Genomic DNA, 18,251 nt, shown 5'->3' on the forward strand with positions numbered 1-18,251 from the left:
AGTTTAATTTTTGTTACAAAAAAACAAACAATTAAAACTAAAGATAGTATTTTTACGTTCATATACATATTAAACCCCAAATATGAGAACAACATTCAAGTTTACACTTTTATTATTTTTAGCTGCTTTAACCTTCCAGAGTTGTCAAGATCAAGATGACACAGCAGTACCAATAAATTTAGAGGTTCAAGATTTTATCTGGAAAGGATTGAATCAATACTATTTATGGCAAGCAGATGTGCCTAACTTAGCCGATGATCGTTTTGCTTCTCAAGATCAACTTAATGTATTTTTGAGAGGATATCCTGTTCCAGAAGAATTATTTGATGCGCTAAGAGTGGATAAAAGTATTGATCGCTTTAGCTGGATTGTAAGTGATTATTTAGAATTAGAGCAGGCCCTTGGAGGAATCTCAAAAAATCATGGAGCAGAATTTGGGCTTGTATACAAACCGGGAAGTACTACTGAAATATTTGGTTATGTTCGTTACATTCTTCCAAATTCTGATGCAGCGACAAAAAACATTCAAAGAGGGAGTATCTTTTACGGTGTTAATGGAACCCAACTTACTATAAGCAATTATCAAACTTTATTAGGAGCTGATAGCTATACTTTAAATTTAGCCGACTACAATGGAGGTGCTATTACATCAAATGGAAAATCAGTGGACCTAGTTAAAACAACGGTAGCCGAAAATCCAATATTAATAAACAAAGTTATTACAAATGGTGCACATAAAATAGGTTACCTGATGTACAATGGTTTTTATGCTGAATATGATACTCAATTGAATGCAGCATTTGAATCTTTAAAATCACAAGGTATTACTGACTTAGTATTAGATTTACGTTACAATGGTGGAGGTTCAGTACTTACTGCTACCCGCTTAGCCAGTATGATTACGGGACAATATACAGGACAAATTTTCGCAAAACAACAGTGGAACTCAAAGATAAACGACTATTTTGCCTCTAATAATCCAGAAGCCCTAAACAATAACTTTACAGACCAAATTGGGACAACACCTATCAACAGTTTAAATTTATCAAAAATTTATATCCTAACCACCAAAAGCACTGCGTCAGCAAGTGAATTAGTAATCAATGGCTTAAAACCCTATATGGATGTAGTACAAATAGGCGATATTACTACAGGGAAAAATGTTGGGTCGGTTACATTATATGACTCCCCTACTTTTGGAAAAGACAATAGGAATCCTAACCATCGTTATGCGATGCAACCAATAGTATTGAAGATAATCAATGCTGCTGGTTTTGGAGATTATTATAATGGCCTTACTCCTACTTACCAATTAAAAGAAAATTTAGGAAACTTAGACGTTCTTGGAAATAGTTCAGAACCTTTATTGAGTACGGCAATAGGAAAAATTACAGGAACAGGAAAAATGCTAAAACAAAACCCTGAACAAGATTTTAATTATTTTAAAGACACAAAATCGATTGACGGTTTACAAAACCAAATGTATATAGAGAAAGCACCAGAAGGGCTTTTAAAAGCATTGAAATAATTAACAGTAGAATATAATAAATTAGAATTCAATACGTTATATATAACCAACCTAATATAAAAACTATGCTAGTTATGAAAAAACTTATTAAATCATTTTTAATTTTGATAGCTTTTACTTCTTTTGCTTTTATAAGCCCCAAAAATAAAGTACTAAAACAGATTAATGTAGTTATTGATGCTGGACATGGTGGAGAAGATTTTGGAATCACCCAAGATGATTTATCTGAAAAACAAATTGTAGAACAAGTGATTACAAAAATCAAGGCATTCAGTAAAAATAAAAATATCGTTTTTCATTTTACTCGATCGACAGATAAATTTATTCCATTACAAGATAGAACTGATTTTATAAATACAATCAAACCCGATTTGGTTTTATCAATACATGTGAACGCAAGTAAAAACAATACTACTTCAGGTATGGAATTTTATGTTTCAAAAGAATCTACTAATTATGAAAAGTCAAATACAATAGCCGAAAATTTTCAAACTAAGTTTTTAAATTCAAATTTTAAAGTTGCTGAAATAAAGAATGCGAATTTTTTTATTTTGAAAAACTCAAAGGTTCCAGCAGTTATAATGGAATTGGGATATTTAACTAATGAAAGTGACAAAAAAAATCTTTCTAATAATTACGAACAAAATCAAATTGCAAAAAAAATAATAGAATGTATTGCTGAATTAAAATAATGCCATTTTCAAAAGCAAAAATCCCACTCCAAGAATTAACTTGAATGTGGGATTTTTTTTAACAATCTTGACTATTATATTAAAACAAAATATTCAAACCTACCTTAATATTTCTACCTCTTGTACTAAAACCTCTTGTCTCAACAAAATCTTTATCAAGGATATTATCAACAGCTCCAAAAATATTCATTCTGTTTTTAATAAGATCATAACGAACATTTGCATTAACTAATTGATAGTCTTTTAAAATTTCTGAATTCAATACAGCGTTATACGATGGGGCTGGATAAGTAGTGTATTCTGTGTAGCGATCTGAAACAAATTGATAAGCAGCACTAAATGCTAAACGTGGCGTGGCCTGAACATCAATTCCAGCATTCACTTTATGTTTAGGATTTAAAATACGCGATTGTCGCTCTAATTCTGTAAAAGTATAGTTTACATTAAAACTTACTTTATCGTTCGGAGCATATACCACCATTGTTTCCACCCCTTTTGTCTTATTTAAACCATTTACGTTAAAATATTTGTAGGTCATTAAATCAAAACCAATAGCATCTGTCTCTTCTCTTGCAAAAGCAACTGACGTTAAAGTTACTTTTTTACCAAACAGACTCGCTTCAAAACCTACCTCAGCAGTAGCATCTTTCTCAGGTGACAAATTCAAATCTCCGTAAGGTGAATACAACTGATATAAACTTGGAGTAACATATGCAGTACTATAAGAAGCTAAGATTTTCAATGGAAGGCTTTGCAATTTATAAGAAGGATTCACATTAAAAACCAAATTATTACCATACTTGCTATGAATATTCAAACGTGCTCCAGCATTTAAATTAAATCCAAACTCTGAATTATATACCGCAGTTAAATAAGGATCAATCATATTGAATTTTGCTAAACTACTTTCGATAGCATCATAATCACTTTTATTTGACATTTCATGGAATTGAAATTGAGCACCAGTAACGATAAACAATTGTGACGCAACATTGTATTTATTAAACACATCCGCATTTATACTTCTTGATTTGTAATACGAAAAGCTTCCGTAATTAAAAATCGATCTGTCAATCGAACTTGCACTTGAGTTCATCACAAATTCTCCTTTTTCATATTTGTACTTTGGAGAAAACCCAACTCTGTATTGTTCTGAGGTAGAAAAATTCATTTTATTATCCACAAATGATCCCGAATCAAAATCACTTTTCACTTTGTCATAATTAGCAGAAAAGTCCAAACTCAACTTTTTAGTTGGAGTAAATCCTAATTTCACTAATGAATTTATTCTTGAAAATTTATCTTTTTCAAAATCAACACCTTCATTTTCTGGCTTAGCTTCTGATATTCCTGTAGATTCAGTACTATTCAAGGAAGCAAAATAATTGACTTTATCGGTACGTCCGTTCAACGAAAAACCTTGATTATACTCCTGAGGTTTGTAATTCGCTTTATTAGCAACGGTTTGTGTACCCATATTCATATACACATTTCCAGCAATTTCTTTATTAGTTGCTTTTTTCAAAGTAATATTAATTACTCCCGTAGCTGCTCCAGAACCATATAAAGTACTTGCAGCCCCTTTCATAATTTCAATACTCTCCACTTGTTCTACAGGAAGCAAACGTAAATCATAGGATAAATTAATCCCCGACGCATCCGTAACTGGTACACCATCAATCAGGATTAAAACTTGATGTCCTCTTCCTCCGCGAATGTAAAGACCTAAATCCTTACCGTTACGGCTTTGGTTTCCATTAATTTCTACTCCAGCAACAGTACTTAAAACAGCAGCTAGAGATTGCCCTTGTTTTTTCTTTAAATCTTCAGCGGTAATCTTAACGATTACTTTTCCAGATTTTTCTTTTGGCAAAGCAAATTTTGAATCAGAAATTACAACCTCATCTAATTGATTTGACTTTTGTTCTTGTGCAAAACAATTCATTGCAAACAACAATGCAATCGCACTTATGCGAACGATTTTTTTGTTCATTTTAAAAATGTAAAATTTAATAAATTGGGGAGAAAAGCATAGAATGACCCATACCCAAACCTTTTTTCCCGAAAGTTTGATACTCGATGTAGTAGGCAGGTCTCCTGGCTTGCGTCTTGATGTTTACCTTCTCATTCGCCGTGGCGAACAATGGTTTTGTAGATAACAACAAGCTTTTTAGCTTACAGTTGCGGGTACAGCCCAAGATTACTCATTTAGAATTTTAGATTAAAATTCCAAAAAATTTACTTGATTCCCTTTTAATGTGCTTTGCAATAAAACAAACGCACAACCTCAATACGGCGGCAAAGATAAAACTAAATTCAGCTTTAAAACTAATTTGTAGAAACTATTGAGCATTTTTTTAAACAAAAGATACCAATTACTCACTAAGCACTAATAAACAACTAGTTACAATTCTATTTTAACAACTGCACCAAAATTGACTTTATTATTAAATGCATCTTTTAGTGGTACATTAGTTACTTTACACAGGATACTTCTAATAACTCCTGCGTGTGCTACAATCACAATTGGTCTTTTAACGGTGCTTTTAAGTTCGTTTTCTAAAAAATCATTCACTCTATTATACAAATCAACAAAGGATTCTCCGTTAGGAACACTGACATTGACAAAGTCATTCATCCATGGTGTAAAATCATCAGGAGGAATCACATCCCACTTTTTCATTTCCCAATCCCCAAAATTCATTTCCATTAAACGAGCATCTGTAATTATTGAAGCCGAAAGATAATTAGCGAGTGTAGTACAACGAACTAAAGGACTGGAATACACAACAGCATCTTTTGGAATTTGGTTTTTTATTGAATCAAATAATTCCAAATACGGTTCCAAAATCTGAACATCCGATTGCCCATAACAAATTCCTTTTTCACAAACCGTCTCGGTGTGGCGTACTAAATAAACTTCCATAAAATAATTACTGATAAATAAATTACTACTTCACATACTTGTTGGGTTGCGCCTAAACAATCACCTGTATAGCCATCAATCCATTTTTGGAAATAACTCGCCAAAAAAAATCGCGTCAGAAAAACTGGTACTAAAACCAAAAGGAATTGCCACTGAAAACAAGCCAAAATTACAAGTGGCAATAACCCAAAAAAGAATGCACCTACTACTTCTCTCCATGTATAATTTTGTGCAATAGGTTTGCTTTTACTGCTTGCATCCTCTCTTGAATATTCATGAGTAAAAACAATCGAAATAGCTGCCAAACGACTGACAGCATGAGCCGAAACAAACAGTAGAAAAACAACTATTTGCGTCTGAATATTTAATAAATCGATTGTAGAAACTATATGGGATAAAGCCTGAAATTTTAATAAAAACAATAAAACTACTCCTATCGATCCATAAGCACCAATTGCACTGTCTTTCATGATTAAGAGAATTTTTTCTTTGGTCCATCCACCGCCAAAACCATCACAAACATCAGCAAAGCCATCTTCATGAAAAGCCCCCGTAACTAGAATAGAAGCAATCATAGAAACAATAACAGCTATTTCAGGACTTATTAAATAGCTAAACAAACTAAAAACACCAAATGCTACAACACCTACTATCCAGCCGATAAACGGAAAATAGCGAGAGGCTTTGTTTAAATAATCCGGGTTATGATCTATGTTTTTAGGACATGGAATCCGAGTATAAAACATTAAAGCCGTAAAAAATATATGTAATTCTTTTTTCATTTTATTAAGATTCTTTTTTTATCAAAGATGCATAGCAATGCATCGTAACATCGTATTTATGAGCCGCTAATCCCAGCACTTTCAAAACTAGCCATTTCATTTAAAAATGCCACAGCCGACTCAATAATAGGAAATGCAACCGCACAACCTGTCCCTTCGCCTAAACGCAATCCCAATTGTAAAACAGACTCAACTCCCAAATAATCCAGTAACTTCACATGTGCTTGTTCAGCTGAGCAATGGCAAAAAACAGCGTTCTTTATAATAACAGGATTTTTTTGATGAGCAATCAAAAAAGCCACACTACAAATAAATCCATCAACAAGAATTAGCATGTTATTTTCATAAGCCGCTTGTATTCCCGCAGCCATTTGCATGATTTCAAATCCGCCAAAATACGCTAACTTTTCCTCTAAATCTTCTGAACCCCAATAATTATCAACAGCGGTTTTAAGGATTTTTTGTTTCTGAATCAATTTTTCATCACTCACTCCTGTTCCTAATCCCACGCAATCTTCCAAAGGAATTTTAGTAATTAAACTCATCAAAACGGAAGCTGTCGAAGTATTTCCAATACCCATTTCACCAAAACCGATACAATTACTACCAGTTTTTGCAATAGCATCTACAACCGCGGCACCTTTAGAAAAACACAAATTCAATTCGGTTCTACTCATTGCAGGTCCAGTAGAATACGACTGAGTCCCCTTGCCTACTTTTGCTGAAATCAACTTGACATTAGGAGGGAAATCATAATTCACTCCAGCATCTACAATCGATAATTTAATATTATTTTGTTTGCAAAAAACATTTATTGCCGCTCCTCCTTCTAGAAAATTAGTTACCATTTGGCGTGTAACATCTTGTGGATATGAACTCACTCCATGTGTCGCAATTCCATGATCAGCAGCAAAAACTACAATATTGGGTTGAATTAGTTTGGGCTCTAATGTTTGGAAAACCTCACCTATTTGTTGGGCAAGTTTTTCAAGAATCCCTAATGAACCCGTGGGCTTCGTTTTAGCATCAATTTTAATTTTTAAAACTGCTGAAATATCATCTTTAGCATCTATTTTACCTTTTTTTTCCGTTGGTGTAATTTTACTCTTAGAATGCATCATCTTGATTTCTTCTATAAAAGGAACTTCTGATTTTTGTTTCCAGTTCAATTGTTGTAACATCGGTTGTTGATCATAATTAGTTGCGGGTTTGCCTACACAGAAGTAACCTAATGGTTCAATATGTTCTGGTAATCCTAGTAATTGTTTGAACTGATAATAATTTAAAATCGAAATCCAACCCATTGAAAATCCCTGCTCTGTCAAAGACAACCATATATTTTGAGCAGCACAAACAGCACTAAATTTAATTGCTTCATTGCTTCCTACGGTTCCAATAGTGAAATTATTCAAAACTGAACGGTCATAGCAAATCACGAGTCCTAGCGGAGCTTCTTCAATTGCTTCTAGTTTTAAAGCTTTATAATCTTCCTTTTGTTGTTTGCTATCGGTTTGATTTGCAGCTTTATTATCATAATCCAAAAACAATTCTTTAACCGCTTTCTTAATTTCGTCCGCCTTAACCAGATAATATTTAGTAGCATCGGTCAGACCTACGGAAGGAGCCCAATGTCCGGCCTGCAACGCTTTTTGAATTACAGCATCAGGAACTTCATCATTTGTAAAATGACGCGTGTCGCGACGAGATTGTAAAATTTTATCTAAATTGGTCATTCTAGTTTTATTTACACTGATTTATTGATTCAATTTCTAATCGAAATCTTCCCAAACAATAAAACAATAGTCATTATACGTTTTGATCGAATAATTTGGTAGGCTTATCCTTTCACAAAAAAGAGGGCAATTTAAAACCAAAGTATGAAACTCGCCGTTTTCACCACAAGGATCTATTCCTTTTTCTTTTAGCTCAACTGCTAATTCCTTAGTCAGTATCTTACCCAGATAGCTTTCTCCCATGATCGTATTACAGGAAACAATCATAGTCTCGATGCCATTATCAATCATTTCGTTTACTAATATAATTCGGTCTTGTTGCCACAAAGGCAAAATACATTTCAGAGAGGCGGCTCCACATACTTTATCTTCCCAGTCTTTATGGGCTTGCAAATCGATATCGCCAAAAACGGCGGCATCCAAATCATATTTTGCTTTAAGCGATTTTAAAGTACTAATAAACTTTGCCTCATAATCCCCCCAAGTAGCAGGAACACCTTCTAATGGTAGCTGCATTTTTTGAGCTTGTTGATTCAATATAGACAATGGCAATCCATGAGAACGGGATATTTTTCCATTTTCGTTCATCATATTCAACAACACTTTTGGAACTAAACCTTGATCAATTGCCTGCATCATGGCATAACAACTGTCTTTTCCACCACTCCAAGAAGTTAAAAAATTCATTATTGTCCTTTTATTGTAACAGGAATTCCTGAAACCATTAAAACCACTTTATCTGCTCTTTTTGCAATATACTGATTCATCCAACCTTGTAATTCGGTAAATTTTCGGCCAATATGCGTTTCAGCATGAACCCCCATTCCTATTTCATTGGTAACAATAATAATAGTCGCGTTTTCTTGATTTGCTATTTTGTCAAACTCTGCTTTGGCTTGTTCTAAACTCAATGCTACATCATTTTTAGTATCTATAAAAAAGTTAGTCAACCAAAGTGTAACACAATCTACTATCGCAACATTACCGGAGAAATCAATTTCACTCAAGTGCTTTTCTTTTTCGATGTTAATCCAGCGTTCATCACGGTCTTTTTGATGACGATCGATTCTTTTTTGAAAATCATCGTCCCATTTTCTCGCTGTTGCAACATACATGGGTTTAGCCGATAATTCTTTTGCCAAATTCTCGGCATAACTGCTTTTTCCAGAGCGCTCTCCTCCTGTAATTAAATATATCATTTTTTATTTTTTAAAATCATAAGGACAATGTCTACATCCGTTTCCACAGCAGCTCCCTCTTTTCAAATGAAAAAATGCTTTAAAAACATAATTACCTTTCTCTAAATAGTAATCAATTCCTTCGATTAAATGAGTTGATTTTGGTAACAATGCCGCTTTATTATGGAGAACAGTTTCCGAATTCAATGTAGCTACATACTCCTCAATTTTTTCTGAACAGGATTTTTTAAAGCAAATGGGGCAAAGGCAATCAATTGCTGTTGTAGGAACAAATATCGGCGGAAAATCATTACACCAACATCTAGTTCCTTCTAATGTATCTCCACAACCAAAGTTAGTTCCACAACTTGAACACTGTTTCGCTTTTATTCCATTCATGCTGTAAAGATAGTATTTGTTGATTTTTTTTGGCTAAAAAATAAACAAGATTTTTTTGTAATTTCTTTTACCTTTGCTTAAATCATAAAATAGCATCATGAAACTTTCTTCCTATAAAATTCTTTTACTAGTTGTTCTTCTCTCCTTCATTAGTTGTAAAAAAGCAGATAAATCAGAAACTAAATCCATTTTAAACGCAAAAAACGAAATTGAATATGCAAATAGCTTAGCCATATACAAGTACGAAGGCTTTTCTATAGTGAAGGTAATCAACCCATGGCCCAATGCTGAAAAAGGTTTTACTTATATCTTAAAAGAGAAAAACAGCGCCATCCCAGATAGTTTGAAAAAATACAATACCATCCAGGTACCTCTAGAGTCGATTGTGGTAACTTCTACTACGATTGTCCCTTATTTGGAAATGCTAGGAGTGGAAAATCGATTGGCTGGATTCCCACATACAGACTACATTTCTTCTAAAAAAACCAGAAAATTAATTGATAATGGAACCGTTAAAAATGTAGGGCAAAACGAAAAATTAAATATAGAGCAATTGATAGAAATGAACCCAGAGCTTATAGTGACTTTTGGTATTGACAACAATAATCCAATGATTGATAATCTTGCAAAAAGTGGCTTAAAAGTATGTATTCAGGCAGATTGGATGGAGCAATCTCCTCTTGGAAAAGCAGAATGGATAAAACTGTACGGCGCTCTTTTTGGAAAAGAGAAAGAAGCCAAAACTCAATTTGACGCTATTATTAAAAATTACAAAGAAGCGTTGGATTTGGTTTCCACCAAAAAACCAACAGCAACAGTATTATACGGTTCCATGTACCAAGATCAATGGTATGTGGCCAAAGCCAATAGTTGGGTTGCACAATTTTTAAAAGATTCAAAAGTTAATTACCTTTGGTCAGACACCGAAGGAACGGGTAGTATTGGATTATCATTCGAAAAAGTATTAGAAAAAGCTAAAACAGCTCAGTATTGGATTGCTACAGGCCCTTATAAAACAGTAGCTGAATTAGAAAAAATCAATCCACATTACAGTCAATTTGATGCCTTTAAAACCAAACAAGTATATACTTTTGAGGGTAAAATAGGCGCTACTGGCGGAACGATATACTATGAATCAGCCCCTAGCCGACCCGATTTAGTCCTAAAAGATTACATCAAAATTTTCCATGCTGATTTACTTCCAAATTATACTTTTACCTTTGCACAAAAACTAAACTAAACTAAACTAAACTAAACTAAACCCTCTCCATAAGACAGCATACAAAACGGATTTCCGATTCGTTTTTAAAAACTGATCCATTATCAAAAACACAATACAAATAAAAAAAATACTAATTGAATAATCAAAAACGAAATATCATTTTATTCTCTTTACTGGCTATAGGATTGGTCGTTTTGTTTTTTATAAACATCAGTTTTGGCTCGATAACAATTCCGTTCAAGGAAGTTTACAACAGCTTAACGGGAGGACAAGTAAGTAAATCCACTTGGGAATATATTATTATTAATTACCGCTTACCCAAAGCTATCACTGCTGTTTTAGTTGGAATGGGACTTTCTATCAGCGGATTGCTGATGCAAACTTTATTTAGAAATCCGCTTGCGGGACCTTATGTTTTAGGGCTGAGCTCAGGTGCAAGTTTAGGCGTTGCTTTTGTGATTTTAGGAGCTGCGTTTATGCCCTCATTTATCAGTACTATTCTATTGTCCTCTTACGGAATCGTTCTTGCGTCAACTATGGGAAGTTCTATCGTTTTATTAGCTGTTCTCCTAGTTTCTCATCGCTTGCGTGATACGATGGCCATTCTAATTGTAGGTTTGATGTTTGGTAGTTTTACCAGTGCCATCGTAGGAACACTTACGTATTTCAGCACGGCAGAACAATTACAAAAATTTACTTTTTGGTCTATGGGAACACTCGGTAATTTATCCTGGACCTCTATAACTATTTTATCCATTTCAGTTTTCATAGGATTACTATTAAGTCTATTTAGTATCAAACCCTTAAATGCATTATTACTTGGGGAAAACTACGCACGAAGTTTGGGACTTAATTTCAAGAAAATGCGACTTACTATAATTCTTGCCACTAGTATTCTCGCGGGAAGTATCACGGCTTATGCAGGGCCAATTGCCTTTATAGGTTTAGCAGTTCCTCATATTGCAAAACTTATATTCCAAACTAGTAATCATTCGGTTTTATATTGGAGTACACTTCTTCTTGGCGCGGGAATCATGCTTGTATGTGATCTAGTTTCACAAATGCCAGGTTTTGATATAACTTTACCTATAAATGCGATTACGTCACTACTTGGTGCACCTATTGTAATTTGGTTACTAGTACGTAAGAGGAAAATGATGGGGTGATTGAACATAAAAACGACTTTATTTTTTATCTCATTTAGAAAATTTAGGCAATACTGTACCTTAACTCCTTGACGGTTTTATAAAAAAAGTTTAAAAAATAAACTCGAAAAAATTGATGAATAAAAACATCCTATCCACATCAAACCTAAGCATTGGTTACAAAACCAAAAGCGCAGTTACGACCATTGCTAAAAACCTCAACCTGAATTTACAGCAAGGAAAACTTATAGCATTAATTGGTGCTAATGGAATAGGGAAGTCAACTTTATTGCGCACTATTAATGGAATTCAAAAACCATTGGAAGGGGCTGTCTATTTGAATGATAAAAAAGTAACTGATTATGAACCATTAGAACTAGCCCAAAATCTAAGTATTGTTTTAACCGAAAAATTACCGCCTAGTAATTTGACGGTTTTCGAATTGGTCGCTTTGGGACGTCAACCGTATACCAATTGGATCGGAACTTTATCCGATGAAGATGTTGCTAAAATTAATGAAGCCCTTGAACTGACCAAAATCAGTCATTTGGCCTCCAAAAAGCATTACGAAATAAGTGACGGGCAATTGCAAAAAGTGTTAGTAGCACGTGCATTGGCGCAAGATACTCCTTTAATTATTCTTGATGAGCCTACCACCCATCTCGATTTACTGCACAAAGTAGCACTCTTCAAATTGCTAAAAAAACTAACAAAGGAAACAAATAAATGTATTTTATTTTCGACACATGATATCGATATGGCGATTCAACTGAGTGATGAAATGATTATTATGACGGCAGAAACAGTCATCCAAGACGAACCGTGCAATTTGATTTCAAAAGGGAGTTTTAATACAATCTTTAAAGACGAACACATTACATTCGATTCCGCAAAAGGGAAATTTGTTATTGTATAATCACTATTTCGCACCAACAGTTATTAATTCCATAATGGACAACAGAATTATCACAAAACATACCCAAAAAGCAAAGTGTATCAATTTTATACTTTATTGTTTTGTAAATTAGTATACCTCATTCTTATTTCCCCAAATTCAACTTATCTACATTATTAAAACTAATCTTTAAAAATTTTAATTATGGAAAATTTGTGTACTTTACTCAAAAAAGTGGTTCTATTGGGAAGCTTATTTTTTCTCTATTCTTGCAGTCAGGACGAAATGATTTCTACTGATTTACAAACAAACACCTCCAAACCTTTTAATGTAAAAACGAATGCAATGAAGCTCAATGTATTCAAGGGACCTCAAGTAACACTCGGATACGGAAAAGTGCGCTCCTGGATAAGTGTTGATGGCAGTGGTAATCCAAATGAAATTGGAATTGAAATGACCGCTGAATCCTTATTAAATCCAGAAAGAGACAAAAATAATGCACCGCTGGCAGGTTCAACAATTGTTATTCCGCTACACCTTAAAGCACATCAGTTGACACCGTTTGATCATATCGGACTTAATTGGAATCCCAATGGCCATGAACCAGAACATGTTTTTGATGTACCCCATTTTGACATTCATTTTTATATGATCTCTCTCGACGAACAACTGGCTATACCAGCATGGTCTGAAAGCACAAATGATCTATTTAATAATTATCCGCCTTTGGGATATATGCCTGCTGATTATTTTACACCTCCTGATGGTGGTACTGCTGAAGCTCAAATGGGAAAACACTGGCTACCGTTAAACTTACCCGATTATTTGCCCTTTAGCAAAATTATGATCTATGGATCCTTTGATGGTGATTTGATATTTGTAGAACCTATGATAACTTTAGAGTATTTACTTTCTAATGAGGAATCTAGACTGAATTATTCTCAACCGGAACATTTTGCAAAAGCAGGTAATTACCCAACAAAATATAATATTTATCATGATGCCAAAACGGGCAGTACTTTTATAACACTGAGCGATTTTGTTATGCGAGATTAATTAAAAAAGAGGAAGCTTTTGATAAGGCTTCCTCTTTTTTTTTACCTTATTTCCCTTTTAATAAATTAACACTTACCGTGGCGATATTAGAATCTGGAAACCGTTTAAAAAATGAAATGTCTGGATACAAACCCGCTTCTGCAGCAATTTTATGCAATACAGGAATTTCTACAATATATTGATCCGAAAATCCATGAGTAGCATCATAAGCAGTTGCAGCCGTTTTCCCTAAATTAGCTGCAGTCAAAGCTGGAGGAATGGTATGTAACTCAATCATTAACAAGCCGTACTTATGCACATAAGGAGACCATTTATTAAAATGCTCTAGTAGATTATCTTCCACTACATTAGTACTAATCCTTTTTCCTCTGTGAGCAAAAGCACCAGTAGATTGACTATCTCTTTCTGGAGAACGTTTTTTTGGTTCTTCCCAAATGCGGTTGTGATCCAAAAAAGTTCTCACATTCAGCACATCCTTTAAATCAATATTATAATTTCCCAATAAATCTTCGGCAAGCACATCTGGCCTACCGATATCACCCCAAATGACTTTAGCCCAAATATCCGCTTTTATTAAATTGGCTCGCGTTACTTTCAAAGCAGCTTGATTGTAATCAACACCTATGAGAAACAAAGGGTAGTCATCAAGTATTTTTCCTCGAAAGGTTTGCCTTTCGATAACATTAAAAATATGTTCTAAGAAAGCACCATTGCCACAGCCCATATCTAAAATTCCTTTGGGTTGATCTTCTATTGGTAAATTAAACAATTGAATAATAATCTCATCGACAACCTTGAAGTAACTGTCATGAGCTCCACCGCTACCCCATACATTCATTTCACGGTCTACATGAATTTCGTCCTCCCCATCACTTGTATTTCGCAAAACATTAGGATTACCAAAAAGCAAATCATCTATTTTACTAAATGTTGGCAAATAGGAAACGGTTACTCCATAAGCAGATGCTCTTTTGGCAAAAAACAAACCCGTTTCTGTAAATTGATAATTTCCGTTTTTTTGGGTAAACCAACCCAAATAAGTTAAAAAATCCAGGATGACTTTAAAATTTTCTGGTGTTTTATGAAACTCTTCTGGTCGGAATGAGATTTCCATAAAATACTTATGAAACATTCCGCTCATTCCTAGTCTGACCAAAGTAGGACCAACTAATACCCCTTCAATATGCATCAATATTTGATGTTGTACTTCCTTGATTTTGGAGTCTTCTGAAAATACTAGATTGTAGTTTTTTTTATATTTTTCAAAAATGACTTTCAGCCTTTCAAAAGGAGCTTCTTCAAATAACCTAGGATGAAATTGCATCGAAAACTGTAACAGGTCAACCACATCCTCATAAAGGTCAAAAAAGGAAAAGGCAATTTCGCTTGTATCAGTCAAGCTAAATTTAATTTCATCTGTAGTAGTATTGATATGGTATTTCAAAAAACCTTGCGAACATAAAACGCGCAAACCTATATTGAGATACCCTTCATTAGCCGAAAAATGATTGGTAAGATCTGCTAAACTTACCTCCTTTTTATCCATCAAAAAAGCCAAAACTCCTTTTTTATGCAAAGAATAGGCTACTGGCGCAGTTACCAAACCATCTAAATGTCTAAAAATTGAACCACGGAGAGTAACTTTATCAATCATAAAAAGGAAATTTAAAATGAGTAGAATTCAGTTCTTATTGCAAATGAGGTACTCAAATATATAAAATTTCAATCGAACAATTGGGATAATTAGAATCTATATTGCTGCTATTACTTTAATTGAATTTGCCTTTTGGCTTCGCCAATTACAAATGCTACTGAATTGGCAATGTTGAAACTACGGATATTTGTTGACATCGGAATTTTTAAATGATTCTCGAATTGGGCCAAAACTTCTTTACTCAATCCCTTACTTTCTTTTCCAAAAACCAACCAATCACCATCTTGAAAATCAATATCCAAATACGATTTCGGGGCATGTGAACTCATTAAGAAAACTCTTGATGAATCTGGAACTATTGACTTCCATTCGGCTACATTTTGATATTGCGTTACATCAAGATGTACCCAATAATCAAGTCCCGAGCGTTTTAAATTTTTATCATTAATTACAAATCCAAAAGGATGAATTAAATGCAAACGACTTTCCGTTCCTACACACAAACGGCCAATGTTTCCAGTATTATTAGGTATTTCGGGCTCAACTAAAACAATGTTCAACATTAGTAATTATTTAAAGATTTAAAAATTAAAAAGATTAAAAAGATTAAAGTATTAATCTTCGGTATTAAAATCGGAGACTTCTATTACATCACCAGATTGTAAGTTGTCAAGATGTACATTCCCTATACGAACACGAACCAATCTTAAAGTAGGAAAACCTACAGCAGCAGTCATTTTACGTACTTGTCTAAACTTTCCTTCATTGACCGTGATCGAAGCCCAAGAAGTTGGACCATGACGTTCGTCACGAATTTTTTTCCCTCTAAGTCCAAAATTAGGTACTTCATGAATCAAACTGGCATTGCATTTTTTAGTAATGTATTTTGTCCCGTTGAAACCTATTTCTACCCCTTCTTTCATCAGGTCAACGGCGCTCTGAGTGATTACACCGTCCACTTGTACATAATATTCTTTATCTACTTTTTTTGATCGTATCATTTCGCTCATCTTACCATCAGTAGTCAGTAACAAAAGTCCTTCTGAATCTTCATCTAAACGACCAATTGCCATAGTCCCTAATGGAAAATCGTACAATTCCCCTAAAAGTTTCTTTTTTCTTTTCAACTCATAAATAAACTGACTTAAATAACCGTAGGGTTTGTGGAGGATAAAGTGTTGGTGGGGCATACTATTTGAACTATTTTATGCAAAAATACATTTTTAAATTGTCTGATATCAATTTTTAGGAATCTCACCCATCTTTTGCTACTTTTACTATTCATAAAAAAAACCTTTCATGTCAAATATGCTTCCTTTTTTGTTTCTATTTATTATTGCCCTTGCTATAGGAGTCTTCATAGGAAAACTCATTTTCTCCGCTCGCTTTCAGTCTGAAAAAATCAGTTTAGAAGAAAAACTGATTGCTTTAAATTCTCACTTTGACCAACAGAAAGAACAATATTTAAATGATCGTACTATATTCGAAAAACAACTTCAAACTAGTTCGCTAGAAAAAGAAACCATTCGAAATGAAAAAGACAGTTTAGCGATTCAGCTTTCGAAAAAAGAAGTGGATTTCGAAAATCTTTGGGAACGTAATAAAGAACAAAAAGAAGAAGTAGAAAAACTACAAGAAAAATTCACCAAAGAATTTGAGAATCTGGCAAATAAAATATTAGACGAAAAATCCAATAAATTTACAGAACAGAACAAGGAAAATATGAAAAACATCTTGTCTCCTTTGCAAGATAAAATTCAATTATTTGAGAAAAAAGTCGAAGATACCCACAAAGAAAGTATTGATTATCATGCGGCTTTACGCCAACAAATTCTGGGCTTACGTGAAATGAATATTCAAATGAGCAAGGAAACCATCAATTTGACCAAAGCCTTAAAGGGTGACAGCAAAATGCAAGGGAACTGGGGCGAACTCGTTTTGGAGCGTGTACTTGAAAAATCAGGATTGGAAAAAGGTCGTGAATATGAAGTACAACAAGCTTTTACTACGGAGGAAGGAAATCGTGTTTTCCCTGATGTTGTAATCAATCTCCCTGATGGCAAAAAAATGATAGTCGATTCTAAGGTTTCTTTGACTGCTTATGAAAAATACATTAACGAAGAAGAGGATGATTTAAAAATTGGTTATTTAAAAGAACATGTCAATTCCATAAAACGCCATGTAGAACAATTAGGCAATAAAAATTATCAAGATTTATACCAAATAGAAAGCCCCGACTTTGTACTGCTATTTATCCCAATTGAACCTGCTTTTGCCATGGCGCTGAATGAAGACAATACCTTGTACAACAAAGCATTCGAAAAAAACATTGTTATCGTAACACCAGCTACTTTACTTGCAACCTTACGTACTATTGACAGTATGTGGGCCAACCAAAAACAACAAGAAAATGCTTTTGAAATTGCGCGTCAAGCGGGAGCACTATATGACAAATTTGAAGGTTTTGTTGCTGATTTAATTAAAATTGGTAAAAAAATTGACGAAAGTAAAACGGAATATAGTGGTGCCATGAATAAATTAGTAGAAGGAAAAGGGAACTTGATTACCAGTGTAGAGAAATTGAAAAAAATGGGAGCCAAAGCTAAAAAGTCACTTCCAGAAAGCATCATAAATAGAGCTGAAAAAGACGAAAATCAACTATTAAACTAGAAAAAATGAAAAAATTTTTAGGCATTCTTGTGGCAGTAATCATACTATCAATCATTAGTTATTTTACTTTTTTATACTACGCAACCTATAGCGAAGGTGTTCGATCTGGTGAGTTAATTAAATTTAGTCATAAAGGAATGGTTTTCAAAACTTGGGAAGGAGAAATTAGTCAAGGCATTTCAGGTGCTCAAATATTCGCATTTTCAGTTTTAGACAAAGACAAAAAAGTAATTACAGATTTGCAAGAGATGGAAGGACAATATGTAAAAGTATCGTATATCGAACGTTACAAAACATTTCCTTGGTGGGGTGATACTAAGTATTACATTGTAGAAGTCAAGAAAGAAACCTCCCCTTTTAAAATTAAATAA

The 18,251-nt window shown here is 33.8% G+C and carries 18 protein-coding genes and 1 riboswitch; of the genes, 8 read left to right on the top strand and 10 right to left on the bottom strand.

All coding sequences use genetic code 11. The features are described from left to right. The first annotated feature begins 82 nt into the window (after positions 1-82). Positions 83-1,528, top strand: a complete 1,446-nt coding sequence (locus AB3G39_RS14345) for a S41 family peptidase (protein ID WP_369765522.1) — start codon at positions 83-85, stop codon at positions 1,526-1,528. A gap of 74 nt (positions 1,529-1,602) precedes the next feature. Then, entirely contained in the window at positions 1,603-2,220 is a 618-nt protein-coding gene (locus AB3G39_RS14350) for an N-acetylmuramoyl-L-alanine amidase (RefSeq protein ID WP_369765523.1), read from the top strand. Positions 2,221-2,299: 79 nt separating this feature from the next. Here AB3G39_RS14350 and AB3G39_RS14355 read toward each other — a convergent pair whose 3' ends face one another. From AB3G39_RS14355 to AB3G39_RS14385, 7 genes are all read right to left on the bottom strand, one after another. Then, a complete protein-coding gene (locus AB3G39_RS14355; protein ID WP_369765524.1) occupies positions 2,300-4,213 on the bottom strand; it encodes a TonB-dependent receptor plug domain-containing protein in 1,914 nt (637 codons plus the stop codon). 76 nt (positions 4,214-4,289) lie between these two features. Next, positions 4,290-4,518, bottom strand: a riboswitch (cobalamin riboswitch). Positions 4,519-4,624: 106 nt separating this feature from the next. After that, the gene (cobC, locus tag AB3G39_RS14360) at positions 4,625-5,146 is read right to left on the bottom strand and encodes an alpha-ribazole phosphatase (RefSeq protein WP_367774044.1); all 522 of its coding nucleotides are present in this window, start codon (positions 5,144-5,146) and stop codon (positions 4,625-4,627) included. After that, the gene (locus AB3G39_RS14365; protein ID WP_367774042.1) at positions 5,131-5,928 is read right to left on the bottom strand and encodes an adenosylcobinamide-GDP ribazoletransferase; all 798 of its coding nucleotides are present in this window, start codon (positions 5,926-5,928) and stop codon (positions 5,131-5,133) included. The genes cobC and AB3G39_RS14365 overlap by 16 nt, the downstream gene beginning before the upstream one ends. 56 nt (positions 5,929-5,984) lie before the next feature. Further along, entirely contained in the window at positions 5,985-7,661 is a 1,677-nt protein-coding gene (gene cobT / locus AB3G39_RS14370) for a nicotinate-nucleotide--dimethylbenzimidazole phosphoribosyltransferase (RefSeq protein WP_369765525.1), read from the bottom strand. A 36-nt stretch (positions 7,662-7,697) separates the two neighbouring features. Further along, the gene (locus tag AB3G39_RS14375) at positions 7,698-8,348 is read right to left on the bottom strand and encodes a diphthine--ammonia ligase (RefSeq protein ID WP_369753325.1); all 651 of its coding nucleotides are present in this window, start codon (positions 8,346-8,348) and stop codon (positions 7,698-7,700) included. Continuing rightward, on the bottom strand, positions 8,348-8,860 hold the full coding sequence (gene cobU / locus AB3G39_RS14380; RefSeq protein ID WP_369753324.1) for a bifunctional adenosylcobinamide kinase/adenosylcobinamide-phosphate guanylyltransferase: 513 nt from the start codon (positions 8,858-8,860) through the stop codon (positions 8,348-8,350). Before cobU ends, AB3G39_RS14375 begins: the two co-directional genes overlap by 1 nt. 3 nt (positions 8,861-8,863) lie before the next feature. Next, entirely contained in the window at positions 8,864-9,238 is a 375-nt protein-coding gene (locus AB3G39_RS14385) for a DUF5522 domain-containing protein (RefSeq protein ID WP_369753323.1), read from the bottom strand. 97 nt (positions 9,239-9,335) lie between these two features. Between AB3G39_RS14385 and AB3G39_RS14390 the strand changes: the two genes are divergently transcribed. From AB3G39_RS14390 to AB3G39_RS14405, 4 genes are all read left to right on the top strand, one after another. Then, the gene (locus AB3G39_RS14390) at positions 9,336-10,478 is read left to right on the top strand and encodes an ABC transporter substrate-binding protein (RefSeq protein WP_369753322.1); all 1,143 of its coding nucleotides are present in this window, start codon (positions 9,336-9,338) and stop codon (positions 10,476-10,478) included. A gap of 116 nt (positions 10,479-10,594) precedes the next feature. After that, entirely contained in the window at positions 10,595-11,626 is a 1,032-nt protein-coding gene (locus AB3G39_RS14395; RefSeq protein WP_369765526.1) for an iron chelate uptake ABC transporter family permease subunit, read from the top strand. Positions 11,627-11,741: 115 nt separating this feature from the next. Next, on the top strand, positions 11,742-12,521 hold the full coding sequence (locus AB3G39_RS14400; protein WP_367774027.1) for an ABC transporter ATP-binding protein: 780 nt from the start codon (positions 11,742-11,744) through the stop codon (positions 12,519-12,521). A 183-nt stretch (positions 12,522-12,704) separates the two neighbouring features. Continuing rightward, positions 12,705-13,556 carry a hypothetical protein gene (locus AB3G39_RS14405; RefSeq protein ID WP_369765527.1) on the top strand — a complete coding sequence of 284 codons (852 nt, stop codon included), beginning with the start codon at positions 12,705-12,707 and terminating at the stop codon, positions 13,554-13,556. A gap of 46 nt (positions 13,557-13,602) precedes the next feature. Here AB3G39_RS14405 and AB3G39_RS14410 read toward each other — a convergent pair whose 3' ends face one another. The 3 genes from AB3G39_RS14410 to AB3G39_RS14420 form a co-directional block, all read right to left on the bottom strand. Beyond that, on the bottom strand, positions 13,603-15,210 hold the full coding sequence (locus tag AB3G39_RS14410; protein WP_369765528.1) for a class I SAM-dependent methyltransferase: 1,608 nt from the start codon (positions 15,208-15,210) through the stop codon (positions 13,603-13,605). Between the two features lie 110 nt (positions 15,211-15,320). Continuing rightward, the gene (locus AB3G39_RS14415) at positions 15,321-15,773 is read right to left on the bottom strand and encodes a tRNA (cytidine(34)-2'-O)-methyltransferase (RefSeq protein ID WP_369765529.1); all 453 of its coding nucleotides are present in this window, start codon (positions 15,771-15,773) and stop codon (positions 15,321-15,323) included. Positions 15,774-15,824: 51 nt separating this feature from the next. Continuing rightward, entirely contained in the window at positions 15,825-16,400 is a 576-nt protein-coding gene (locus AB3G39_RS14420; RefSeq protein ID WP_367774017.1) for a pseudouridine synthase, read from the bottom strand. A gap of 109 nt (positions 16,401-16,509) precedes the next feature. Here AB3G39_RS14420 and rmuC point away from each other — a divergent pair, with 109 nt between their 5' ends. Together rmuC and AB3G39_RS14430 are read left to right on the top strand one after the other, a co-directional pair. Continuing rightward, a complete protein-coding gene (rmuC, locus tag AB3G39_RS14425; RefSeq protein WP_369753317.1) occupies positions 16,510-17,880 on the top strand; it encodes a DNA recombination protein RmuC in 1,371 nt (456 codons plus the stop codon). Between the two features lie 5 nt (positions 17,881-17,885). Next, complete coding sequence (locus AB3G39_RS14430; RefSeq protein ID WP_367757717.1) at positions 17,886-18,251, top strand: 6-phosphogluconate dehydrogenase; 366 nt, start codon at positions 17,886-17,888, stop codon at positions 18,249-18,251.

Source organism: Flavobacterium sp. WC2416 (assembly GCF_041200095.1).
Taxonomy (GTDB): Bacteria; Bacteroidota; Bacteroidia; order Flavobacteriales; family Flavobacteriaceae; genus Flavobacterium.